We start from the raw sequence: 24779 nt of genomic DNA on the forward strand, positions 1-24779 counted from the left end.
CAATCTAGCGAGGCGCGGCCTGGACGTTGGTGGGTTGCTGCCCCACCGTCGACGGCGGCAGGTCGGTCTCCTCCACCCCGGGCGTATTGAGCTGACCGGCCAGCCACGGTAGTGCGGCGCCAAAGGCGTTGGCCGCGAATGCCCAGTCATGCCGGCCAGGCGCCGTTTGCACCGAGCAAGCGATCGCATCGGTACGGGCCGCGTTGCACAACGTGGTGGCGGCGACATCCTGCGACTCGGGATTCGCCGCGGGATCGTGAGTGGTTCCGCCACGCCGGGAAACAGGCACCTCGAACCACGCCGTCACATCGGAGTACGGACCGTGGCGACGCAGGATGGTGACCGGATCGTAGGCCGCCCACGCGTCGGTGTCCCCACCGAAGAGCCGGTTGATCGTCTGCGTCTTGTCTCCCGTGTTCGGTCGCAGGTCGCCGGCGATGTCGATGAACGACCGGAACATATCCGGGTGCATCAGGGTCAGGTCCACCGCGCAGGTGCCGCCCATCGACCAGCCCGCTATCCCCCACCCGTCACGGTCGGCGCGCACCCCGTAGTTCGAGATCAGATACGGAACAACGTCTTTGGTGAGGTGGTCGGCGGCGTTGCCCCGGGTCCCGTTGACGCACTCGGTGTCGTTGGTGAACGAACCGGTTGCGTCGACGAACACGAACACCGGCGCATTGCCGCCATGGGTGGCCGCGAATCCGTCAATGATGCCCAGCACGTTGCCCGCCCGCAGCCAGTCGGCCGGGGTGTTCAGTTGTGAGCCGATCATCATCACCGCGGGAAGCCGCGGCGGCGGGTTGCTGGCGAACCACGCCGGTGGAAGGTAGACGAGTTCACCGCGGTGCGCGAAGCCGGACGCAGCCGAATCGATGGTCACCGGGACCAGGACCCCGCTCGGCGGCCGGAAGTGGGCCAGCTGCATCTTGGTCACGGTCAACCGATCGGTCTGCCCCGGCAGCGGGCTCGACGTGAGCTGCTTCCACATGGCGTCCACGGTCGGGAAATATCCGACCCACATGTTGAGTGTCAGCACGCAAGCCAGCCCGCAGACCCCGATCGCCGCCACCGACGCGGTGCGCCGCCACCACCGGGCACTCAGCCATCCCAGCAGCGCCACACCGACGGCCAGCGCGGTCAGCGCGATCCATACCCACAACTCCGGTGGGCCGGCGTTGCCGGCCACCCCGATCGAATCGATGTACCAATAGGTCACGCCCGCCAGCACTGCCGCCGCGGCTACCAGCGCCGGCAACATCCGGAAGCGCCAGCGTGGCGAACGCCAGCCCACGGCGGTTCCCAGCAGCAACGCGGCGATCAGTTGCACGACGACGGGGAACCAGCCGTGGATCAGCGAGATCGGCGCAATGAGCTGGTACATCAGCTCATTTCATATCAACGCCAGCTGGCAGCTCACTGGACGGACGCTGAGCGAGCGACCGAAGAACGGCGGTCACCGCGGCAGCACAGTGCGCTTGGGCACGACTGCCGGCGCGTGACGCTCTACAGTGACGTGATGAGAAGGATGTTGCTGGCAGCCCTGGTGAGCGCGGCGGTCGGCGCGGGCCCTGGTGCCCCCGGCGTGGCTGCAGCGGACCCGCCGCCGCCTCCGCCCCCACCGCCACTCAATCTCAACGCGCTGACGCCGGTGAAGCCGTCGGACTTCGCGATGCAGAACGGCGAATACTACGCATTTGCGGTGCCCGGCGACATCGCATGCGCCATCAGTCGCGGGTCGGGCAATTACGGTTGCAGCGGCCCGCTGCCCGCAGCACCCGACGGAGCCAACGCGGTCACCGGCGGACAGCGGGGGTTGCCCACGTTCGTCAGCGACAACCGGCCGCTGTTCGTGTTCGACAAGCTGCCGAACCGGCTGCTGCCCGGATCACGCATCAGCTTCCGCGATGTGACGTGCGGGACCGACGGCACGGTGACGATGTGCGCCAACTCCTATGACGGTGCAGGGTTCGTCCTCAACCCGGGCGGCAGCCATACCCTCGATGTGAACAATCCACTGCTGCTCAACACCGGCGAGGGACGCAACCCGTACGCCAACTGATCGCGAGATCGGCTGCAAAGACTAGAAGTCCCAGTCCTCGTCTTCGGTGACGACGGCCTTGCCGATCACGTAGCTCGACCCCGAGCCCGAGAAGAAGTCGTGGTTCTCGTCGGCATTCGGCGAGAGCGCGGACAGGATCGCCGGGTTCACATCGGTCTCGTCCTTGGGGAACAGAGCTTCGTAGCCGAGGTTCATCAGCGCCTTGTTGGCGTTGTAGCGCAGGAACTTCTTGACGTCCTCGGTCAGTCCGACCTCGTCGTAGAGGTCCTGGGTGTACTCGACCTCGTTGTCGTAGAGCTCGAAGAGCAGCTCGTAGGTGTAATCCTTGAGCTCCGTACGCTTTTCCTCGTCGAGCAGGGCCAGCCCGCGCTGGTACTTGTAGCCGATGTAGTAGCCGTGCACAGCTTCGTCGCGGATGATCAGCCGGATCATGTCGGCGGTGTTGGTCAGCTTGGCCCGGCTGCTCCAGTACATCGGCAGGTAGAAGCCGGAGTAGAACAGGAAGCTCTCCAGCAGCGTGGAGGCCACCTTGCGCTTGAGCGGCTCGTCACCCTTGTAGTACTGCATGACGATCTCTGCCTTGCGCTGCAGGTTCGGGTTCTCCTCCGACCAGCGGAACGCGTCGTCGATCTCAGCCGTCGAGCACAGCGTCGAGAAGATGTTGGAGTAGCTGCGGGCGTGCACCGACTCCATGAAGGCGATGTTGGTGTAGACGGCTTCCTCGTGCGGGGTGAGCGCATCGGGAATCAGGCTGACCGCACCGACGGTGCCCTGGATCGTGTCCAGCAGCGTCAGACCGGTGAACACCCGCATGGTGAGCTGCTTCTCGTGCGCGGTCAGCGTGCCCCACGACGGGATGTCGTTGGACACCGGCACCTTCTCCGGCAACCAGAAATTGCCGGTGAGCCGATCCCAGACCTCGGCATCCTTCTCATCCTGGAGCCGGTTCCAGTTGATCGCTGAGACACGGTCGATCAGCTTCATGCCTTCGCTCACCAGGACCCCATTCCACCAGGTTGTTTTGTTTGCCGGACAGTACTTACGACACTACCCCTGGGGTCAGCTACCCGCGGTGACCGCAACACCTTGTGTTTTCGTGTCGCGCGCCTCATGGATGAAATCGAACTCGGCGGGGTCCAGCCTGCGCGTTGCCAGCCAGTACTGCCAGGTCATGCCGCTCCACAGGGTGCGGTTGATGCCGTGAGCGTCCATGTACCAGCTCCGGCAACCTCCGGTGTTGAAGACCGTGTGCGCCAGATCGTGCTGCAACTCGGCGTTGAACTCCGCCTGGGCGGTGGGGCTGGGTGAGAGCGCCTCGGCCCCGGCCTTGTCGACGGCGCCGATCGCCTGCCCCACGTAGCGGATCTGCTGCTCGATCATGAACACCACCGAGTTGTGCCCCAGTGCGGTGTTGGGCCCGAGCAGGAAGAACAGATTGGGCATCCCCGCGACTGCGACGCCACGGTGGGCGGACATTCCCTCGCGGTTCCAGCGGTCCACCAGGTCCTCGCCGCCGGCACCCTTGATGTCGACGTAGGTATAGGAGTCGGTGACGTGGAAACCGGTGGCGAACACCACGACGTCGGTCGGGTGCTCGACGCCGTCGGCGGTGACGATGCCGGTGGGGGTCATCCGGGCGATGGACTCGGTGATCACCTGCGTCTTGGGATTGGCGATCCCGCGGTAGTAGGTGTCGGAGTTGAGGATTCGCTTGCACCCGGCGCGGTAGCGCGGCGTGAGTTTGCGGCGCAGCTCGGGGTCTTCGATGCTGCGGTTGATGTTGTAGCGGCCCATCGCCTCGCCGATCTTGAGCAGCCGCGGCTGCTGTGTCATGGCGAAGCCGACGCCCTCGTGGATCCAGTAGATGGCCGCGCGCATCGCCGCCCGGGTGCCGGGCACATAGCTGAACGTGCGCCGAATCCATTGCGGGAACTTGTTGTTCACCCGCGGCATGACCCACGCCGGGGTGCGCTGGTAGAGATGCAGCTCGGCGACGTCCCGGACGATCTCGGGCACGATCTGGATCGCACTGGCACCGGTGCCGATCACCGCGACCCGCTTGCCGGTGAGGTCGACGCTGTGGTCCCACTCCGCGGAATGGAAAGCTGCGCCTCCAGCGGCCGAGTATTCCTCGGCGCCTGGAATGTCAGGAATCTGCGGGATGTGCAGGCCGCCGGCGCCCGAGACCAGGAACTGGGCGATGAATTCCTGGCCGGTGTCGCTGAACACGTGCCAGCGCAGCTCCTGGTCGTCCCAGTGCGCGCGGTCCACATGGGTACCGAACCGGGTGTACCGGCGTAGCCCGTACTTGGCGGCCACGCCCAGCAGGTAGTCCTGGATCTCGGGCTGGAATGACCACATGTGACTCCAGTCGGCCTTCGGTTCGAAGGAGAACGAGTACATGTGCGACGGGATGTCGCAGGCACACCCGGGGTAGGTGTTGTCGCGCCATGTCCCGCCGAACTCGTCGGCCTTCTCCAGGATGAGGAAATCGACGCCACGGCGTTGCAGCTCGATCGCCATCCCCATCCCCGAGAACCCGCTGCCGATGATCAGGGCGCGGGTGTGGATTGGTTGCTGACCCTGCGGAGAGGGTTGGGCAGCCGTCATAGCTCAGGTCCTTTTCTGGGAACGGCGGTACCGGATATTTCCCAGTCTCCGGACCCGGGACCCGACTGTCAACGAGATGATCAGCTGGCGTGCTGGCGACGCTGGACACCCTCGTGAAGCGGCAGATCCGGGTCGATCCAGATGCCGAGCAATTCACAGGTCCCGTTGATGGAACCGACCATGATCGTCGTCAGGTGGTTGACGAACTCCTCGGCCGGCATCCGGCGCGGGCTGTCCTCTTCGGTGCCCAGCCACCAGTCCGTGGCCGACGCGCACGCACCGAAGGTGGCGAACGCCGCCAGTTCGATCGCGGCCCCGTCCAGCTCCATCTCGCGCAGTTCGTTGGAGAACATGTCGGCCATCGCCAGGGTGATGCCGCGGCCCTCGTTGAGTGCGCGCATGGTCGATTCGCTCTGTTCGGCGAACCGGCCCTGAATCAGGAACCGCAGCACGTTGGGGTGTTCGTCGACCAACAGCACGTACTGCTCGACGCTGCGGCGGATGACTTCCCGGGCCGGATCGGCTCCGAGGTTGATCACCGGGAAGATCGCCGACCACAGCATGTCGCGCAGCCGCTCGCCGATCGCCTGGAACAGGTCGGACTTGTCGGCGAAGTGACGGTAGATCTTCGGCTTGGCCGTACCGGCCTCTTCGGCGATCTCCCGCAGGCTGACCTCGGGGCCCAACCGGTCGATCGCCCGGAACGAGGCGTCGACGATTTCCGACCGCACCTTCTTTCGGTGCTCACGCCAGCGCTCGCTGCGGGCGTCAACCTTGACGCCCGGGCTATCGCTGGAATGTGATCTCGACGTTCGCCGCACGCGATCACTGTACCCGCCCTGATAGCGCTGACCTGCCCAGACCGCCTCACAACACGCGGTTGTACCGTTTGACCCGGGCGTTCGCCTGTCAAGCCACCGACACCTCGCTTGGGTACTATCGCAGCCACAGTCAACCGATGAGACGAGGCTCATGACGCAGCGATACGACCTGGTCATAGCAGGTGGCGGCCCGTCGGGGTCAGCCGCGGCGTGGCAGGCCGCTCAGACCGGCGCCAAGGTGTTGGTCCTGGACAAGGCAGAGTTCCCCCGCGACAAACCCTGTGGTGACGGGCTGACCGCCCGCGCGGTGAGCTACCTGCAGAAGATGGGCCTGTCCGACGAGGTCTCGAAGTTCCATCGGGTCAACAAGGTGACCGTGTACAGCCCCAGCGAGTGGGATCTGTCCTTCCCTCGGCGTCCCGGTATGCCCGACCACGGTCACACCGTGAGCCGGACCGAACTGGACACACTGCTGCTCAAGCACTCCGAGTCGGCCGGCGCCGAGGTGCGCCAGGGCGCCGAGGTCGCCGGACCCGAGTTCGACGCCAAGGGCCGCGTGGTCGGCGTCGTGCTCAAGAGCGGTGAGAAGGTCTACGGCGACGCGGTCATCGCGGCCGACGGCGCCTACTCCCCCATCAAGCGCGCGCTCAAGATCGACTCGGAGTACAACGGCTACTCGGCCATCGCCATCCGGTCCGAGATGCACGCCAACCGCCCCGACAGCGATGCCTTCGAGATCTACCTCAAGCTGATGTTCCAGGGTGATCAGCTGCCCGGGTACGGCTGGATCTTCCCGATGGGCGGGGGCCGGTTCAACATCGGCCTGGGCTACGTGAACAGCTACAAGAACTGGCAGTCGATCAACGCCACCCAATTCCTCGGCGACTTCATGCGGACCCTGCCGGCCGAATGGGAACTGCCGCCGATCGAGGAACTCAAGAAGAACAAGAGCGTTCGGGCCTGGCGATTGCCGATGGGCTTCACAGCGTGGCCGCCGTGGCGTCCGGGCGTGCTGTTCGCCGGTGACTCGCTGGGTGCGGGCAAGCCGGTGTCCGGTGCGGGTATCTCCAAGGCGCTCGAATCCGGTTTGACCGCGGGCGAATGCGCGATTGCCGCGCTCACCAACGGCGGCCCCGACGACTTCACCAACTACGAGCAGCGCATGCGCGCGGCGTGGGGTCGTGAATACCGCCGCGGCCGCTTTTTCAACAAGCTCGCCGGGTATCCCGCGGTCGCCGGCGCGGGCCTGAAGGCGTTGGACAACCACACCTTCCGTGACCTGCTGCTCAAGTCTCTGTACAAGAAGGCGCAGAGCCCACAGCACACGTAGCCGTTCGGAGCACCAAAGAGTGAAGCCTCTGCGATGTTGTCGCAGAGGCTTCACTTTTTGCACCGGCCGCTAGAGGCCGATGTAGACCGACTTGGTGTTGAAGTAGGCCTCCAGCCCCTTCTTGCCGCGTTCGCCGCCCCAACCCGACTGCTTGTGACCGCAGATCGGCATCGACGGGTCGGCTGCCAACGCCGAGTTCACCCAGATCTGGCCGCCGCGAAGCGCATTCGCCACCCGATGGGCGCGGCCGAGGTTCTCGGTCCAGATGGCCCCGGCCAACCCGTACTCGGTGTCGTTGGCCGCCGCGATCGCCTCTTCTTCGTCATCGAAGGGAATCACCGAACCGACCGGTCCGAAGATCTCCTCGGTGATGAGCCGCATGTCCGGGGTGGTGTTGGTGACGATCGTCGCCTCATAGAAATAGCCCTTGCGGTCCATCGGCTTGCCGCCGGTGATCACCTCCGCACCGCCGGCCACGCCGTCGCTGACGATGCCCTCGACCCGCGTGCGTTGCTTCTCACTGATCAGCGGCCCCAACACCGAGGTGGGATCCTCGTATCCACCCATCGGCAACATCTGGGCGAACCCCGCCAAGCCCTCCACGACCTGGTCATAGATCTTGCGCTGCACATAGATCCGCGAAGTACACGAACAGTTCTGCCCGGAACCGGCGAGCAGGCCCATGCCGGCACCCATGATCGCCTTGTCCAGGTTGGCGTCGTCGAACATGATCAGCGGCGACTTCCCGCCGAGCTCCAGTGTCAGGCGCTTGAGGTTGCCCGCAGCGGCCTGCACGATCAGCCGCCCGACCTCCGTCGACCCGGTAAACGCGATCTTGTCCACATCGGGGTGCGCCGTCAGCGCCGCACCCGTGGTCTCGCCATAGCCGGTGATGACGTTGAGGACACCATCGGGCAGCCCCGCCTCGCGGAAGATCTCTTCGAGCTTCAGCGCCGAGAGCGGAGTTTCCTCGGCCGGCTTGAGCACCGCACTGCATCCGGCCGCCAGAGCCGGAGCGACCTTGAGCATCGCGACGAAAAACGGTCCGTTCCAAGGGATGATGAGGCCGACGACGCCGACCGGCTCGAGCTGCGTGAAGGTGTGGTACTCCTCGAAATGGCCGAGCAGCCCGTCGGAGATGAGATTGGCCGATTCGCCATGGATCTTGCCGACCCAGCCCGCGTAGTAGATGAGCATCTCGTTGGCCACCTTGATGATCTGCTGCGCAGCCATCGCGTTCATGCCATTGTCGCGCGCCTCGATCTCAGCGAGTTCCTCCGTGCGCGCCTTGATGATCTCGGCCGCCCGGAAGAGCACCTCCGCTCGGTGCGCGGCGGGCAACTTGCGCCACACCCCCGACTCGAACGTGTCACGCGCCCGGGCCACCGCCGCGTCGACGGCAGCCTGATCTGAATCAGGGACCTCCGCGATCTGCTCCTCGTTCGACGGGTTGAAGACCGCAATGGTGCTACTCAATGTCCTTCATCCTTTCGTCGCGCTGCACCAAATCACCGCGAGCTTATGCGCGTAAGTTGCCAGCGTCTAGAGGCCTCTTCCGCGACTACGGAGAAACGCGACCATCAGGCCCGCATACACGGACGACCAGGCGAGCGCCGGTGAGCGTCAGACTTCGCGCAACGAGTACCGCACGTCCTCGGCGACGGCCTCGAACCCGATGCGCCGGTAGACCCGGTTGGACACCGGATTGTCGGTGTCGGCGAACAACACCACCTCGCGCGCGCCTTCGCTGCGCGCGTATTGCGCGGCTGCGGCGGTGACCGCGGCCGCATACCCGTGGCCACGGTGTCCGGGCGGGGTATAGACCGGGCCGATACGTGAGGCACCGACGACGGCGGCGCGCACCCGAGCCATGGTGACCGGTTCGCCGTCCACCGCCCACAGCAGGACGCGGTCACCGGCATCGACGATCGAGGTGAGCATCTCCCGACTCGCCTCGACGTTCGACGGCTCGCCGAATGCCTCGATGAAGAACTCGTTCAGCCACTGCACGACAGTCTCGGCGTCCCCGGTTCTGGCGGTTCGCCATTCACCGGCCACACCATTCGGAACTGCCAGCTCACCCAGCCGGTAGAGCACGTCGCGTGATGACTCACTCGCCTGCACACCTGTCACCGCATGCCACGCCTGAGCGAAAGCCGTTGCCGTCGACGGTGTTCCGCGCACCCCCGACAGGTTCGCCCCCGTGACAGCCAGCGCCTGGGCTGCAGCCGGCGCAGTCGCGGGTGGCAGGCCGTTCACCAACAGCACCGAGTCGCGCGTCTGCACCGCCGCGCCTGCGACACCGTTTCCGTTGGTGACCGACAACAAGATCCGCTCGGCGGGCCAGGGCATCGTGTGCAGCGTGGTCAGCTCCAAGGTGAACAGCACCGGGTCCGGGCGGTACACGGACCGCTCCGCCGATTCGAAGTCGGCCGGCGACTGATACAGGTGGGCCTCCACTCGTACCAGCGTGGCTGCTCGATCTCACGATCGCCACTGGTTTTCGAGCGGCACTCACGGCTGCGCCACCACCATCCACATCGGCTGATCACCCCTGCGCTCGCGCAGGGCGCGGACCGCTTCGGGTGTATCGCGTAACGGGTACCGATGAGTGATCAGCGTGTCGGCACTCACTGCTCCGCTGCCGAGCAAGGCGAGGATGTAGTCGGAATCGTTGCGGGTGGCACCGCGGATTCCGACGATGGTCCAGCAGTTCATCATGACCGTGCTCAACGGCCACGGAGGTGGGTCGGCGTTCGATCCCAGATGCACCAGGCACCCGCCGGTGGACAGGGCTGCAGCACATTGCGCCACCGTCGGACCGCTGGGCGTGTAGTCGATGACGGCATCCGCCCCATGGGGCAGCAGGGCTTTCAGCGCGCTCGACAGGGCACCGTCGGCGGCCCACCCCGACGGCAGTTCGTCCGTTGCGATGAGGTCGGTTGCGATGCCGCCGCCAAGGGCGCTGACCGCTGCGAGACGCTGCCGATTTCGGCCGACAAGGACCAGGCGGGCAATTCCGAAGACCTTGGCCAGCAGCACCGTCGCCGCGCCGATACTGCCGGTGGCGGCCGTGAGGATCGCCGTAGCGCCGGGTGCGATGCGGGCACAGGCGAGAGCGCGTGCGGCGGTCGCCAGATGGTTGACCTTCGCGCCGACCTCGAAGCTGACCCGGTCGGGCAGCGGGTCGACGAGCCAGTACGGGACGCGGATGTACTCAGCCAAGGCCCCGTCGTGATAGCGGGCATATAGCGGCAGCGGACCGTCGCCGAACGCCCCGTGCCCCATGATCGCCAGCCGCGGACACATCATGTCCCGGTCGCTTCGACAGTGGACACAGTTGCGGCAGTTGAGGTTCGGATGGATGCGCACCCGATCACCCTCATTCACGGTGTCGACCATGCTGCCGACGGCGACGACGGTGCCGGCACCGTCCGGGCCCAGCGTGGACGGCAGGTGCGAGAAGCGGCCCATTTCCAAGACCCGCAGCATTCCTGGTGAGATTCCCGCCGCGACCACCTTGATCAACACCTCGTCGGGCCCGAGAACAGGGACGTCGATCTCGTCGAGATGTACTGCCAGGGAACCGGAGTGCGCCCTCGCCGCGAGCATCGTCAGCACCTGAACCTACTCATGGCGACGAGCGCTGGCCACCACCCGGTAGAGCGCAGGGGTGGCGGTCACGGTGAAATCGAATGCCCGGCGAGCGGCATCACGCAGGGCGTTGAACTCGGGATTGCTCAGCGCTGCCTCAAACGCTTCCCGGCTTTCCCAGTGCGCCACGTTGACGAGCTGGAATCGAGCGTCCTGGTCCACCGCGCGGTGCAGCGTGTAATCGATGAACCCGGGCAGGGTGCTCATCAAGGTGGCACGCTGTTGCCAGTCGGCCAGAAACTCATCGACACGGTCGGCGGGGACGTCCACGGTGTTGATCAGGGTCAGCGTCTGATCTCCGATGTCAGAGTTGTTGTCCGGATGGGTCATTGGGTTACCTTCTCTCTTCCGCTGTGAGATCCGGCCCAGCTGCGGTGAAGTGCGGCGGGCAGGTTGGGTTTGATCCCTTCGCGCCAGATCGTCTGCGCAACGCTCTGGTGCCGGTTGGTGGTGGCAACGGCGACCGCCTTGCGGTGATAGTCGGTTCGGGTGAGCTGGTCGACGATTGCCGCCGCCAGATCGCGGCGTGCCGTCTGGCGTCCGGCGACGTGGTCTTCGGCAATGCAGTAGGTGGTGGGCGGGTCGAGGTTGGCCAGCCCGAGCGGACGCATGATCGTCCAGTCCGCGCCGGAGGCGGCAACGATGGATTCCATCCGGGCCATGTCCGCATACAGCGTGCGGCCCAGGCGTCCCAGGATTTGCCGGGCCACGGTCCGCTCGGCCCATCCCCACTCCGGATCTGTCCAGTCGCTCAGGACCGCAGAACTGGTGACGATCAGCCGTCCGGTGCCGACCCGCGCCATGGCGGCACAAATCGCCTGTGCCGATGCGGAATACAGATGGATGGGGTGACGGCTGAAGCTGGCACCGAGTACGGACACGACGGCATCAGATCCGGCGATCGCTGCCGAAACATCCTCCGGCGATGTGGCGTCGCCGCCAACGACGCGCAACCTGTCGGCCGTGACCGGGAACATGGTCGGACGTCGTGCCATGGCGACCACGTCGTGGCCGTCGGCCAAAACCCGCGCGGTCAACAACTTGCCGGTTGGGCCGCTGGCCCCGAACACGGTGACTTTCACGGTCGTGCCGCCTTCGTCGCGGCGCGTGCCTGCGGTGAATCATCCAGTGCCCGGGTGGCTTCCGTGACCAGGGCGCATGCATCGTTGAGGTAGGCCAGTACGGTGGTTACCTGCGAAGGGGTCATGCTCGCTTGAAGGGCGTCTAGTCGGCTGCTGCCGTCGCGGTAGATGTCGGACAAGCGCGCGAATCCCACGGATTCGATCTCGACGCTGCGACGATCGTGGTCCTGGTGTCGGCGAACGACCCACTGGGCGTCCTCCAATCGTCGCAGGACGCCGGTCATGGTGGCTGGTTGCATTGACAGTCTGCGGGCCAACGCGGTCGGTGATTGCGGTCCCCCGCGCGTGAGGACGTCCAGCACCTCCAGATCCGAATCCTTCAAACCCGCAATCGCGGCCACCTTTCGCGTGCTCAATGCCAGCGCGATGCGTAGGTCCTGCAATGCCGTACGCAGGGTTGCGTCGTTGCCGACTTCAACGCCAGGTGGTTGCTCAGCCATCATTGCCCTTTCAGATCGACGGGTCGCACGAAGATCGGCAGTGAGGTGAGGTGCTGTTGAGCGAGTAACCGCCGCACGAACCGGTAGAAGCTCGGACGCAACAGTTGTCGCGCCATGAACGCAGGTACGGCACCGGGAATGCGGGCATAGTTGACCAACACGTAGGGCGCAGACCGGTCGGGAACCAGGAGCGTGGAATTGTCGATCCCGGTTTTCGCGCCGAACCAGGCCGCTAGCGCCCGCCAGGTATCGATCGCAGATTCTTCTTCAGCCGGGCCGGTGAAATGGTTGAGCAGAATGTTCGGAGTCGGTGAATCGTCCTCGGTGGCACCGAACCGCGCCCGGTTTTTTGCCGTGAATGCCGTCAGCGGGCTGGTGTGCGTCAGGGCCGCATCGTTGAGCACCGCTGCCGCGGTCGGCACGTCGCGAGCACGTATCAGCATGACCACGTCGTGCAACGGCGCTCCGGCGATGGGCACGATGACGCTCGTCTGAAACAGACGCACGTCCAACACATCTGCACGTTCGGACAAGTCGCGGGCAACGGCCCCCAACCTGACAAGTTCGTGGCGGCGCGCAGCGCTGGGCCGCAAGAACGGCCCGAATCGCACCGGGTCGACGCTCCATCCCACGTACACGAACGGATCGGGAATGACGGCACCGAATGGTGGGGGCGGGTATCTCTCAGCCATGGGCTGACTCCTCCGAGCATTTATTACGAGATTCGTATTATCTGCGATTCGTACTATATGCACGATCCAGAGCTGGTCGCAACACCTGCGAGCGGATCCGCAGTTAACGTGGCCATGTGCATGGGCTACGCCGATTCAGCAAGAGCTGCGCATCAGCTGCGACCCTCGGGGCGTTGGCGTGCGTCACCGCCTGTTCGCAAGTCGTGACCGGGCAACCAGTCGCCGGGGTGCACGATGCAGCGACTCAGGGCTCGCCCACCGTGACGTGGCGTGAACACGTCCTGCCCTCGGACTGTCTACTCAGCGGTAGACAGATGTCGGACCTCGCGGGCGTCGAACTGGACGACGGCCTGGATACCGACATCAAGAAGGCCGACGGGACCGTCGGACACAACTGCAGCTATTACACCGCCGCCGGCGGCGTCCTGTCGTTCACGGCAACCATCAAAGTCCAGGCACCGTCCACCGGTGTCATCACCGAGGCGCTCCTGGCAGACATCGGAAAACCGGGTGCCACCGACGTTCCCGGTATCGGACGACGCATGATCATCGAACCGCTGACGCGCCCAGAGGATTTCCCGGCGATGCGAGTGGCCAATGACAACTACCTGGCGAACGTGGTACTCGTGGTCGGCAACATCCCCGCGCCACCCGACGTCGCAGCGTGGACGCGGGCGGCATCCGAAATCCTCAAGGCGCTTCCTGCCTGATTCACCGCCAGGCTCGAAACACTGTGCATGGCAACGGCACCGGATCATCCCGGAGTGATCGACGCGGCCTCACGGTCAGCGGGCTTGTCCGGGCTTCTTCGCGGCCTGCTCCGTTCGCGCGTGCCGAGTTTTCAGGGAGGGACTCTTGCCGCCCTTGGTAGCAGCCGGTGCGCCTGAATTCGTCGACGCATCTTCAGGTTTCGACAGGTCCTTTCGATGCTTCGCGCCCAGTTCCGAACGTTTCTCGCCCGGCAAGAGCGAACGGACCCGGGCACGCACCGTGGACGAGTGCGGTTCTGCGGAGGAGCCTGCCGCGGCATCGACGGTCTTGGCACTCGACAACCGCGGCGAATCCGTACCCCCTGATGCACCCTGATCGACAGTGTCGAGCGCACCTGGTTCCGGCGATGCCACAGATGACGGTTCATCGAGATCGGTAGCCACACCGGCGGTTTTCAGTACGTTGGCGTCATGCAGACGGCTCAACGTGATCCGTGTGCCGCGAAGCGCCCCGGCCAACGTCAGTCCGGTGTCACGCAGATTCTTCTGCAGTGTCAGTTGAGAGTTGTGCAGGTCTTCGGCGATCGTATCGCCGAGCTTCTGCGCAGCATTCTTGACGGTGATTTCTGTGTTGCGCAGGTTCGGTCCAGCATCGACCAGAAGGCCGATGGCGGCCTGCGCAATGGGAGCGATGATCGTCACTACATGTGCCACACCGGCTGAGACCGCATCGGCGACGACGGTGAACGCCCGTCGAACAGGAACCGGCAGGGCACTCAGTACGGCCGCGACGAGCGCGTTGGGGATGACCAGCGCCTGATTGACGAGACCGAAGCCGAGGGAGGCGAGCTGCAGGTACAGCTCCCGCGACAGAGGCATTGTCGGCGCGGTGTAGTCGGTCAAACTGCCCGTGCTGTCGAGCTCGGAGATGAGGGCAGCCAAGATCAGCGCGGCCTGTTTGGGTCTGCCGTCGGAGGTGAACAGACCAAAGTTCGCCTCGGCATTCAGATCACCGGTCTTGATGTCCTGCGCGGTGTAGATGAACGCCGGCCCGGCGAAGGAGAGCCTGGACCAGGCGGTGAGGAAGTCCCGCATGAGCTGGGCTTGCTCGGCCTGCGTATTACCTATGCCCGGCGTGGTGGCGGTGCCGTACTCGGTGGCCCATATCTTCAGGTCGCCGTCACCGTTCGCGGCCATGATCGCGTACAACGCTCGAACCTGCTCCGGAGGGGAGTCCGTTACGCCCTCACCCGCCGAGAACGGCAACGTGTAGTGGTAGGGATGGTAGGACAGGGCGTCGAAATACCCCCCGGCGCCCGCCGCGTACATCTGGGCGAGGAATTGTTGTGGGCTGACACTGATCCCGTTGATGGTCTTGGTCGCGCCGAGCGCGCCCGCGAGGACGGTGGCGTCCGGGTTTGCCGCCTTGATCGCGGTGTAGGCGGCCTTGAGCACGGCAGTGTATGAAGCAGCGCTGACCGGAGCGTAGAAGACGATCCCGTTGGGCTCGTTCCAGATTTCGTAGGTGGAGATCTGATTGCCATAGCGGGTGGCGACCGCGGACGCGAAGTTCGCGTAGGCGGAGGGGTCGGGCGCCCCCGCCAGGACCAAGCCGTCCCACGCCGGGTTGCCCGTGATGTCAGCGGTGACGGAGAAGCCCATGGACGTCGCCGTGTTGACGACGTTGTCCATCTTGGTCCAGTCGTAGGACGTGGAACTGGTCGGCTGGATGTACACCCAGGGCACGCCGATACGCAGGTCGGTGACCCCCAAGCCCTTCATGGCGTTGAGCCGCTCGACCAACTGCGCTTGATCGAGGTTGTACAGGTTGGAATCTGCTACCCCAAAAGTTGTTGGGGTGTCGGTGATTCCGGTGAGCAGCTGCACATCGATCTGGACCACGTGGCGCGGCTGAGCTGCGACAGTCATGCCCGGCGGTTGCGCAACAGCGGTTCCGGCCAGAACGGCGACCGCCAGAGCGCCGGCCGCGATCCGGGCACGCAGAAGAGAAGTAGGTGTGATTGTCAACGTGGGTCCCCCAACCCGAGAGTGATATTGACGGGGACGCTACCAAATCAGCAAATGAATATTCACCAATTGCAAAGTGAACACACCGACAGCGGATCACGGTTCGTAGATGGAAAATTGGTGCGGCAGAGCACGCCTCGCAGGGCTTAGCCTCGACCCATGACGTATGACGACGCCGGCTGGCACTACGACACGGCGATCGAAAACGGTCTGCAGCCGGCAGCTGCCGGCACGCACATCGGGATGTTCATGGCATGGCTCGCGCTGCACGGAATGGCGCAGCCCGACTATGCCCCGTCAGAGTTACACGAGCGGACGATCACGCCGGGTGAATACCTACGGCGGCACTGTGTCGCCCAGATCGATCCGTTCATGCTGACCGACACCGGCAATGCGTTCACCTCGGCCGCCTACCGCCCCTACCTTCGACAGTATCGGGATGTACCTGCCGTCGCCCGCCATGACTCGACATACGAAACACCCGACACGTGGGATACCTACGACGAGGTCGCGGTACTGATCGATGCCCTGTATGCCGAATGGCGTTCTGCTATAGCGAAATAACGGTCAAACGACAGGCTGGTAACCCCCAGCATGGAAAGCGCGCGGGAGCTTCGGTCATCTGACCTACGGCGCCGCGGTCGCGCCCCGGCTCGCCCGCCCTAACCCTCCGGATAGAAAAGGAACAGCACGCAACCCTCCGCGGATTGCGGAACGTGCCACGACCCGGCCGGTGCGTGCAGGAATGTGCCTGCGGCGTAGTCGTTGACTCCGTCGTTGAAGACCCCGGAGACGACATAGACCTCTTCGGGGCCCGGGTCATGGAGGTCTTCGCCGTCCCAGACAGCGCCTGGCGCGATCGTCGTGACCGCCGCCTTGGCGCCGTTGGCTCCCCGCCAGAGCGGTTGAACGGTGATTCCGGGAAAGACTTCGATCGGTTCGACGTCCGTAGTCGATTTCCATACGTATCCGGGCGCGTTAGGACCGAACGACGCAACATCAACGTTTGTTGTCATATGTGGACGAACCGTGCACACCGGCTTGCGATTCCCGTACTCCCGAGTCCCACCTCACGAGTACAACCCGCTATGCCGACGATTCCAGCGGCGGAAGCAGGCCGAACCGCTCCAGTTCGGTGACGTACTTGGTGATGATGGGCGGTGAGATGCGTGGAATATCGGGATTCTCGGTGTCAGGACCGATTCCGGCTTCCCGCACCGCGGCCCGGAATCGATCGGTCGGGCCATAGGATCCGTGGGTGGGCTCCGGGGCTTTCAAATCCCTTGTGAACTGAGACGCCAGGATCTGTAGCACCGAATGCCTGCGCTGCCGCTCGGGCAACGCCCGTAAGGCAATCTCGAAGCGCTGCAACCATTCTCCGAAATCGGCGATGCGCTCGATCCGGTAGCCGGCCTCGATCAGCCAGTCGACGTATTCGTCGATGCCGATTCCGTCGTCGTGCGGGTTCATCACGTGATACGTCTCGAAGTCGGCCGAGCCTGCACGGGCCATCCGCCAGCCCAGCGTGGTAATCGCCTCAGCGACGAACCCGACGGGCAATGCGTCGTAGTGGGCTCGTTGACGGTTGCCATCGGGGTCGAGTTGATAGAACGACGCCGGCGCGAGTCCGGTGGCCACGACGCTCAGCACCATCCGGGTGAAATTGTCCGGCACGTTGAGCTGGCCGGCGTAGCTGGTGTCGGCCAAGATCATGTCGCAGCGGAAGACAGCGACCGGAAGACCGCACAAGTCGTGGGCCTCGCGCAGCAGCACTTCCCCAGCCCACTTGCTGTTGCCGTAACCGTTGGCGAAGCTTCCGTCGAGCGCGCGAACCGGGCTGATACCCCGGATGTCGGCGTGCTCGGTGAACGCCGAGGGCTCGATCTGATGGCGTACGTCGGCGGTCGACACGAACGTGTACGGTTTCAGCTTCGTGGTGATCGCGAACCGGATCAGCTCGGCGGTGCCCACCACATTGGGTTGGAAAAACTCACTGTAGGGAAGGATTCCGTTGACGAACGCCGCGGAATCGACGATCACATCGACAGTTTCGGCCAACTGACGCCAGGTGGGTTCGTCCAACCCGAGATTGGGTTCGCCCTTGTCCCCGGCGATCACCTTGAGCCGTCCGTCGGTCAGTTCGCGGAAATGGCGGTACAGGACCGGGTCGGTGTCGAATGTCGTCTCCAGCCTGCGTCGCGCGTCGGCGTCGGAGGCGGCGCGCACCAGACAGACAACAGCGTCGTCGGCACGGCGCAGGCGCCTGAGCCAGTCCAGCAGCAGATAGCGGCCGAGGAAGCCGGTGGCCCCGGTCAGCAGCACGGTTTGTGGCCTACGGTCGGGGCGCGGCAGGGTTGGGGCGGTACGCAGCGTGGGCCCGTCGACGAACTTCTCCAGCATCAGGTCACTGGCCCGCAGTTCGTTGCTTCCAACGCCGTGCACGGATTCGAAGTCGCCTCCGCCGACACCCGGCTGGACATGCGATTCGGCCTCGCGTTCCAGCTGCCGGCACAAGCCGCTCACCGAGGGCGTTTCGAACAATGTGCGTACAGCGAGGTCTGCATCCAGTGCGGTGTTGACCGCAGCGACAACCCGCATCGCTGAGATCGAGTCACCGCCCAGCTCGAAAAAGGAATCGTCGACCCCGACCCGCTCGACTCCGAGAACCTGGGCATAGATGCCGGCCACCGTCGCCTCGGCCTCGGTGGCCGGTGCCCGGTACGGATCGGCGCTCTGGAATTCCGGCGCGGGTAGTGCACGTTTGTCGAGCTTGCCGTTGACCGTGAGCGGCAGCGCATCGACGACCACGATCGCAGCCGGCACCATGTACGCCGGGAGCCTATCGGTCAGCGCACGTCGCATCTCAGCGGAATCGACTCTGCCGGACGATGTTTCGGTGACGTAGCCGACCAAACGCTTGTCGCCTGGACGGTCCTCACGGGCAACCACCGCGGCCTGAACCACGCCGTCGAGTTCTGACAGGGCGGACTGGATCTCACCCAGCTCGATACGGTAACCGCGGATCTTGACCTGCTCGTCGGATCGCCCCAGATACTGCAGTTGCCCGTCTTCGCCCCACCGGACCAGATCCCCGGTTCGATACATGCGCGCTCCAGACCCGCCGAACGGGCACGCCACGAATCGCGATGCGGTCAGCTCGCGCCTGCCGATGTATCCGACAGCCACACCGAGTCCGGCCACGTACAGTTCGCCCACCACGCCGGCCGGCACCGGCCGCAGCCAGTCGTCCAGAACGAACAACGCCGCCCCGGCCACCGGCGAGCCGACCGGGACGACGGCCGTGCCGGTCGTCAAAGGAGCACTGATCGCGGCATAGATGGTGGTCTCGGTCGGACCGTAGCCATTGACCATCACTCGACCAGAAGCCCACCGGCCCACCAATTCAGACGGGCACTCCTCGCCGGCCACCATCAGCGCCGTGGATTCCAGACCCGCTTGTTCGAGCGCCGCCAATGCGGCGGGCGTCTGACTCAGAACGGTGACCCCTTCGGTGATCACCAATTCATGCAGATCCCGCGGCGACGCGGCTACCGAGTCGGCGACCACCACCAGCCGCGCTCCGTGTAGCAGAGCTCCCCAGATTTCCCACACCGAGTAGTCGAAACCATAGGAATGGCACTGCGTCCACACCTGCCCCGGCGCCGACGCGAGGCCGACATCTAGTGAATCGAACAGTCGGGTGACGTTGTGATGCGTGACGGCAACGCCTTTGGGAGTTCCGGTGGTACCCGAGGTGTAGATCGCGTAGGCGACGTCTCCGGGCACGGGCGCATGCAGTTCGGCGGCGTGGCCGACGCCATCGGCCGCAGAGTCGGCTTCGATGACCGATACGTCCAAGCCGTCCAACCGCGGACGCAGTTCACTCGTGGTGACCGCGACGATCGGCGCGGCATCGGCGATCATGAAACTCAACCGGGCGAGTGGCACCGCGGGATCGATCGGCAGATATGCCGCCCCGGTTTTCAGCACCGCGAGCATCGCCACGATCGCGTCGGCACAGCGGGGAACCATCAGAGCCACGAATTCACCAGGTCCCGCACCCCGCACCGCCAACTGGTTCGCCAGCCGGTCAGCCGACTCGTCGAGCTCGCGATAGCTCATGGAGCGGTCCTCGAACGTCACTGCGGGTGCCTGCGGGGTCCGCGCCACCTGTTCGGCGAACAACTGCGGAATGGAGGTGGGTGTGCCCAAGGGCCCGGACAACGCCTCTTGGTGTGCCCACTGGTCGAGCTGCTCGCGCTCGACCGCATCGAGCACGCTGATGGCGCACAGCGGCCGGCCAGGCTCCGCGATCATCGCGGCCAGCAGCCGCCGGAACCGCTCGATCAGCAAGTCGATGCTCGCCACGTCGAATACCGCCGTATCGAACTCCACCCGAATGCCGAGCTCATGGCCGGGAATCACGATCACCGACAGCGGGTAATGGTTGAACTCGCGGGTGCTGAAGCCGGTGAACGCCAGTTCCTGGGCGCCGGTGAAGGCGCTGAGGTCCAGCGGGTAGTTCTCGTACAGGAACAGCGTGTCGAACAGCCGGTCGTGACCGGTGAGCTCATGGATCTCGCTCAGCGCAAGATGTTCGTGCTCGACGGTGTCGTTGTGGGCACTTTGCAACTGGCGCAACAGATCGACGACGGTGTGATCCGCCGTGGCGTGGGCCCGGACCGGCACGGTGTTGATCAGCAGACCCACGATCGTGTCGGACCCGGCCAACTCCGCCGGGCGGCCCGAGACCGCCGTGCCGAACACCACGTCACGCCGGCCGGTCAGCGTCATCAACAGCTGCGCCCACGCTGCCTGCAGCACTGTGTTGACGGTGGTGTGACACGAGCGTGCCAGTTCCCCAACGGCTTTCGTGACATCGGCTGAAACGCGATAGGACTCGACGCCGCGTGGCCCGGGATCTGCCGGTGCGGCGACCAGGGTGGGATGCTCGAATCCGTCCAGCGCGTGGCGCCAGGCCGCCCGCGCGGCGTCGTCGTCCCGTCCGGCCAGCCAGCTCACGAAGTCCCGGTACGCGCCGGTCACCGCTAACCGCTGTCCGAAATAGCTGGCGCAGATCTCCTGCATCAGGATCGGCAGCGACCAGCCGTCGATGACGATGTGGTGGAAGGTCAGCACTATTCGGTGCTCATTGCCTCCGGTCCGGATCAGCGCCGCCCGAAATGCCGGCCGGCTGCGCAGGTCGCAGACCGCGGCCCGTTCGGCCGCGCACAGCCGGTCGACCTCGGCGTCGGGCTTGCGGTCGTCTGCCCGCAGATCGAGGTACCGCCAGGCGAGCACCGGATCGCTGGGAATGACCTGCATCGGCTCACCCATCTGCACGCAGAACCTGGCCGCCAGGTTGGGGTGCCGGCCCACCACCGTGTGCAGCGCGTCGCGCAACCGATCGTGATCCAGTACCCCGGTGGCGGTGAGATCCAGCTGCACCGTGTACACATCAGCCGCTGCTGCGTCATCGGACCCATGCCCGATGCCGGTGTGGAAGAGCAGTCCTTTCTGTACCGGGGTCAGCGGGAGTACGTCGGCGATGCGGTACTGCTGCTCCAGTTCGTCGATCTCCTGCTGGCTCAGCCGGGCGGGCGCGATGTCCGACGGAGTCAGGCCGCCACCTCCGGCGGACACATGCATACAGATCCCGGTCAGCGCCTCAAACCACAACTGGCTCAGTCGAAACACTTGTGCCTCGTCCACGAGCGCCGGCGCCCAGGTCCACGTGGCGCGGAGGCTCGGGCCGTCAGCGCTGTCCTGGGTACCCGCGTTGAGTTCCACCGTGTGCATCAACGGCATGGACACCGTCGATGCCGCGTCAGCGACAGCCAGCGCTTCCTGGTCGATGCGCCACAAGCTGTCCGAGTCCACTGCCCCACCGGCACCGACGCGCCCCAGATAGTTGAACCCGATGGTCGGCTCCGAACCATCCAGATCCACCTCTGGGTTCAGATGTCGCAGCAGTCCGTAGGTGAGTCCGTCCGGCACGGCACGCAACTGCTCCTTGGCAGCCTTGACGATCGGGCCGACAGCGTCCGCGCCGGCGGCGACCTGCTCCCAACTCGGACTACCGGTCGACAACGAGACCGGATACCTGTTGGTGAACCAGCCCACGGTACGCGACAGGTCGATATCGGATGCCAGCTCTTCGTTCCGGCCGTGTCCTTCCACATTGATACCGACAGGTGCCGCGCCGGCTCCCAGGAATTCGTTCCATGCCAATCCGAATGCGATCAACAAGATGTCCTGTACCCCAGCACGAAACGCAGCAGGCACCGCACCGAGCAACTGGCCGGTGGTCTTGGGATCCAGTGACACCGACAGGTGCCCGGCGTTGGCGTAGGTGTCACGGGCGGGGTCGATTCCGGGCAGGGCGGGCGGGTTCGAGATCACCTGCCGCCAGGTGTCTGCCAGCTCGACCACCTCGGCGCTACTGGCGTAGTCGTGCAGTACCGCTGACCACCGGGCGAACGAAGTTCCACCGGGCGGCAAGTGCACCGGCTCGCCACGCTCCAGTTGAGACCAGGCGATATTGAAGTCTTCCAAGAGGATTCTCCATGACACCCCATCGACCGCAAGATGATGGATGAGCAGCGCCAGCTGCCCGGTAGCCGGCAGCCACAATGCCGAGAGCATTCGGCCTGCAGACAGGTCAAGGCGGTCCCGTGCCGCCGCCAACGCCTCGTCCGACAGCGCCTCGACGGTTCGCAGACAGGCACTGGCATCCACCGAACCCGTATCCGGCACGCTCAGCGACCAGCCGCTTTCTTCCACCCGAACCCCTAGCCGCAACGTTGCATGGCGGTCCAGCAGGGCTTGGAGCACAGCGATCAGACCGGCTTCGGTCGCCTCCCCGGGCGCCTGCAACACCACTGCCTGATTGAACTGTCCGACAGGGCCTTTGACGGTTTGCAACCACCGCATGATCGGTGTCGGAGCCACCGGGCCGAGACCTTCGTCGACGACGTCATCGGCACCAACCGCACGGCACACCGCCGCCAGCCGAGCCACCGTCTGCTCGACGAACACATCACGCGGCCGGAACTGCACGCCGTGCACCCGGGCCAGCGCCACCACCTGCATCGACAGGATGCTGTCCCCACCCAGGGCGAAGAACGAGTCGTCGACGCCGATCCGCCCCTGGCCCAGCACCTGGGCGTAGATCTCGGCCAGAATCGTCTCGAGCTCGGTGCTCGGAGCCCGGAATTCATCTGCACCGCTGCGGTATTCCGGAGCCGGCAAGGCGCGCCGGTCGAGCTTTCCGTTGACTGTCAGGGGCAACGATTCCAGCGCCACCACAGCGGCCGGGACCATGTATCCCGGCAATCGGTTGGCCAGTTCGGTGCGAATCCCGGCCGGATCGGCAGGACCGGTGATGTAACCCACCAGCCGCTTGTCGCCGGGACGGTCTTCCCGGGCGATCACCACGGCCTGGTGCACACCGTCCGACTCCGCCAGCATGGCCTGGATCTCGCCCAGTTCGATGCGGTAACCACGAATCTTGACCTGCTCGTCGGAACGCCCCAGATACTCCAACTGCCCGTTGGCGCCCCATCGCGCCAGGTCCCCGGTGCGATACATCCGCTGCCCCGGCGCACCGAACGGGCAGGCCACGAACCGCGATGCGGTCATGCCGCTCCGCCGCATGTATCCGACCGCCACCCCCGCCCCGGCCACATAGAGCTCGCCCGTCGCGCCATCGGGCGTGTTCCGCAAGAATTCGTCGAGCACAAACGCCGCACCGCGCGGCACCGGATGACCTATCGGCACCACGCTCGTGTGTCCCGAAAGCGGTGCGCTGACAGCCGCGTAGATCGTGGTCTCCGTCGGCCCGTAGGCGTTGATCATCACGCGCCCGGGCGCCCAGCGCCTGACCAGATCAGCAGGGCAGGCCTCACCGGCCACCACCAGCGTCGTCGAGTCCAAACCTTCCGGGGACAACATGCCTGCCGCGGAAGGGGTTTGACACAACACCGTGACCTTCTGGGTGACCAGCAGATCGTGCAGATCCACCGGTGAACTTGCCACTGACTCGGGTACCACCACCAGTCGACCGCCGTGCAACAGAGCACCCCAGATCTCCCACACCGACACGTCGAAAACCAGCGAATGCCATTGTGACCAGACCTGTTCCGGCATCGACAGCAAGACGGCGGGTAACGACTGGAGCAGTTGGGTGACATTGTGATGCGTCACGGCAACAGCTTTGGGCACACCCGTCGTTCCCGACGTGTAGATCAGGTACGCCAGATCCTCGGGGGCCGGATCGGACAATCGGCTGCCGGACGGCGCGTCGGGAGCAGGGCCGTCGACTTCGATTACCGGGACACCGAACTCGGCCGACCGCGGGCTCAGATCAGTTGTCGTGAGTGTGGCGACCGGTGCGCCATCGGCGATCATGAAGGCTATCCGCGCGTCAGGATGCGCCGGATCGATCGGCAGATAAGCCGCCCCGGATTTGAGTACGGCCAGAATCGCGATGATCGCTTCGGCGGAACGGGTGAACAGCAGCGCGACAGTCGCGCCCGGGCCCGCTCCGTGGCGGGCCAGTTGGTGCGCCAGCAGGTTGGCGGCCCGGTCCAGCTCGTGGTAGGTCCACGACCGCTCGCCGCATACCAATGCCGCCGCAGCGGGGGTCCGGGTCACCTGAGCCGAGAACAACTCCGGAATTGATGCGGGCGCGGCCGCCGGCCGAGTCAGGGCAGCGCGGTTGCCCCAGACATCCAAGCTGTCGTGCTCGTCGTCATCGAGCAAGTCGATCGACAGTAATCGCAGTGACGGGTCTCCACTCATGATTCCTCCCCCGAGAATCGACGGCTACGGTCCCCAAACCCGTCACACCTGGCCCGCCAATCTCCCGTACCGGAGAAGAATAATGTGGAGGTTAGTGCCCTATCCATCGTTCGCGAAAAATTGCGTTGGGCAATTCATACACAATAATGACGATGACGACAGTCGAATTGCTCCGTCCTTGACGGCAAACATTCAATTCGCACCAAAGAACATTGAGCGGCACTGCCGGAACAGGTTGTTGGCCGACCACTCGCGATACCGGCCACTCGGCTAACCCCCGGACAGATAATGGCAATAACCAGGGTTTTGAACGAATCGACCCCATCGTCACTGTGAAAAACTACGTATCGAAACTCTCGAACCCATACCTGCGTCCGTTATTCAAACAGGCTCAACAATCACCAGACAAACCAGCAATTGCATAATTGGCAAACCTCAAGAATCTTGCCGCCGGCAGAATGCCCACTGGTGTCCCCCGCGGACACAAC

At 64.9% G+C, this 24779-nt stretch carries 18 protein-coding genes; 4 read left to right on the forward strand and 14 right to left on the reverse strand.

Annotation, left to right across the window (positions count from 1 at the left end; all coding sequences use genetic code 11):
• Nucleotides 1-4: 4 nt before the first annotated feature.
• Nucleotides 5-1384, reverse strand: a complete 1380-nt coding sequence (locus ACNQVK_RS25925) for an alpha/beta hydrolase-fold protein (RefSeq protein ID WP_418031802.1) — start codon at nucleotides 1382-1384, stop codon at nucleotides 5-7.
• A gap of 135 nt (nucleotides 1385-1519) precedes the next feature.
• Between ACNQVK_RS25925 and ACNQVK_RS25930 the strand changes: the two genes are divergently transcribed.
• Nucleotides 1520-2062: a hypothetical protein gene (locus tag ACNQVK_RS25930; protein ID WP_418031803.1), complete on the forward strand. Its 543-nt coding sequence runs from the start codon at nucleotides 1520-1522 to the stop codon at nucleotides 2060-2062.
• A 21-nt stretch (nucleotides 2063-2083) separates the two neighbouring features.
• Here ACNQVK_RS25930 and nrdF read toward each other — a convergent pair whose 3' ends face one another.
• The 3 genes from nrdF to ACNQVK_RS25945 all read right to left on the reverse strand — a co-directional run bounded on the left by nrdF (nucleotide 2084) and on the right by ACNQVK_RS25945 (nucleotide 5493).
• Nucleotides 2084-3046 carry a class 1b ribonucleoside-diphosphate reductase subunit beta gene (nrdF, locus tag ACNQVK_RS25935; protein WP_065510781.1) on the reverse strand — a complete coding sequence of 321 codons (963 nt, stop codon included), beginning with the start codon at nucleotides 3044-3046 and terminating at the stop codon, nucleotides 2084-2086.
• Nucleotides 3047-3121: 75 nt separating this feature from the next.
• Complete coding sequence (locus ACNQVK_RS25940; RefSeq protein ID WP_418031804.1) at nucleotides 3122-4672, reverse strand: flavin-containing monooxygenase; 1551 nt, start codon at nucleotides 4670-4672, stop codon at nucleotides 3122-3124.
• A gap of 80 nt (nucleotides 4673-4752) precedes the next feature.
• Nucleotides 4753-5493: a TetR/AcrR family transcriptional regulator gene (locus tag ACNQVK_RS25945; RefSeq protein WP_044517344.1), complete on the reverse strand. Its 741-nt coding sequence runs from the start codon at nucleotides 5491-5493 to the stop codon at nucleotides 4753-4755.
• 151 nt (nucleotides 5494-5644) lie between these two features.
• On the opposite strand from ACNQVK_RS25945, the gene ACNQVK_RS25950 reads away from it, so the two are divergent.
• Entirely contained in the window at nucleotides 5645-6823 is a 1179-nt protein-coding gene (locus ACNQVK_RS25950; RefSeq protein ID WP_044517342.1) for an NAD(P)/FAD-dependent oxidoreductase, read from the forward strand.
• Nucleotides 6824-6892: 69 nt separating this feature from the next.
• Here ACNQVK_RS25950 and ACNQVK_RS25955 read toward each other — a convergent pair whose 3' ends face one another.
• The 7 genes from ACNQVK_RS25955 to ACNQVK_RS25985 form a co-directional block, all read right to left on the reverse strand.
• Entirely contained in the window at nucleotides 6893-8299 is a 1407-nt protein-coding gene (locus tag ACNQVK_RS25955; RefSeq protein ID WP_418031805.1) for an aldehyde dehydrogenase family protein, read from the reverse strand.
• 147 nt (nucleotides 8300-8446) lie between these two features.
• Nucleotides 8447-9283: a GNAT family N-acetyltransferase gene (locus ACNQVK_RS25960; RefSeq protein WP_418031806.1), complete on the reverse strand. Its 837-nt coding sequence runs from the start codon at nucleotides 9281-9283 to the stop codon at nucleotides 8447-8449.
• A 54-nt stretch (nucleotides 9284-9337) separates the two neighbouring features.
• The gene (locus ACNQVK_RS25965; protein ID WP_418031807.1) at nucleotides 9338-10435 is read right to left on the reverse strand and encodes a zinc-dependent alcohol dehydrogenase; all 1098 of its coding nucleotides are present in this window, start codon (nucleotides 10433-10435) and stop codon (nucleotides 9338-9340) included.
• Nucleotides 10436-10450: 15 nt separating this feature from the next.
• Nucleotides 10451-10807 (reverse strand): antibiotic biosynthesis monooxygenase family protein, encoded by a 357-nt coding sequence (locus ACNQVK_RS25970; RefSeq protein ID WP_418031808.1) that lies wholly within the window; start codon nucleotides 10805-10807, stop codon nucleotides 10451-10453.
• Nucleotides 10804-11559 (reverse strand): NAD(P)-dependent oxidoreductase, encoded by a 756-nt coding sequence (locus ACNQVK_RS25975; RefSeq protein ID WP_418031809.1) that lies wholly within the window; start codon nucleotides 11557-11559, stop codon nucleotides 10804-10806. Before ACNQVK_RS25975 ends, ACNQVK_RS25970 begins: the two co-directional genes overlap by 4 nt.
• Nucleotides 11556-12059 carry a MarR family winged helix-turn-helix transcriptional regulator gene (locus ACNQVK_RS25980; protein WP_418031810.1) on the reverse strand — a complete coding sequence of 168 codons (504 nt, stop codon included), beginning with the start codon at nucleotides 12057-12059 and terminating at the stop codon, nucleotides 11556-11558. Before ACNQVK_RS25980 ends, ACNQVK_RS25975 begins: the two co-directional genes overlap by 4 nt.
• Nucleotides 12059-12751: a hypothetical protein gene (locus tag ACNQVK_RS25985; protein WP_418031811.1), complete on the reverse strand. Its 693-nt coding sequence runs from the start codon at nucleotides 12749-12751 to the stop codon at nucleotides 12059-12061. The genes ACNQVK_RS25980 and ACNQVK_RS25985 overlap by 1 nt, the downstream gene beginning before the upstream one ends.
• Nucleotides 12752-13065: 314 nt before the next feature.
• Here ACNQVK_RS25985 and ACNQVK_RS25990 point away from each other — a divergent pair, with 314 nt between their 5' ends.
• Entirely contained in the window at nucleotides 13066-13461 is a 396-nt protein-coding gene (locus tag ACNQVK_RS25990) for a hypothetical protein (RefSeq protein ID WP_409549179.1), read from the forward strand.
• 75 nt (nucleotides 13462-13536) lie between these two features.
• Here ACNQVK_RS25990 and ACNQVK_RS25995 read toward each other — a convergent pair whose 3' ends face one another.
• Nucleotides 13537-15264 (reverse strand): cellulase family glycosylhydrolase, encoded by a 1728-nt coding sequence (locus ACNQVK_RS25995; protein ID WP_418031812.1) that lies wholly within the window; start codon nucleotides 15262-15264, stop codon nucleotides 13537-13539.
• Nucleotides 15265-15648: 384 nt separating this feature from the next.
• Between ACNQVK_RS25995 and ACNQVK_RS26000 the strand changes: the two genes are divergently transcribed.
• Entirely contained in the window at nucleotides 15649-16053 is a 405-nt protein-coding gene (locus ACNQVK_RS26000) for a hypothetical protein (RefSeq protein WP_418031813.1), read from the forward strand.
• A 98-nt stretch (nucleotides 16054-16151) separates the two neighbouring features.
• Here the strand turns inward: ACNQVK_RS26000 and ACNQVK_RS26005 are convergent, their stop codons facing one another.
• Nucleotides 16152-16505: a cupin domain-containing protein gene (locus ACNQVK_RS26005; protein ID WP_418031814.1), complete on the reverse strand. Its 354-nt coding sequence runs from the start codon at nucleotides 16503-16505 to the stop codon at nucleotides 16152-16154.
• A gap of 70 nt (nucleotides 16506-16575) precedes the next feature.
• Nucleotides 16576-24291 (reverse strand): amino acid adenylation domain-containing protein, encoded by a 7716-nt coding sequence (locus ACNQVK_RS26010; RefSeq protein WP_418031815.1) that lies wholly within the window; start codon nucleotides 24289-24291, stop codon nucleotides 16576-16578.
• Between the last annotated feature and the right edge of the window lie 488 nt (nucleotides 24292-24779).

Origin of the sequence: Mycobacterium sp. 134 (genome assembly GCF_048282715.1) — a bacterium.
Classification (GTDB): domain Bacteria; phylum Actinomycetota; class Actinomycetes; order Mycobacteriales; family Mycobacteriaceae; genus Mycobacterium; species Mycobacterium septicum.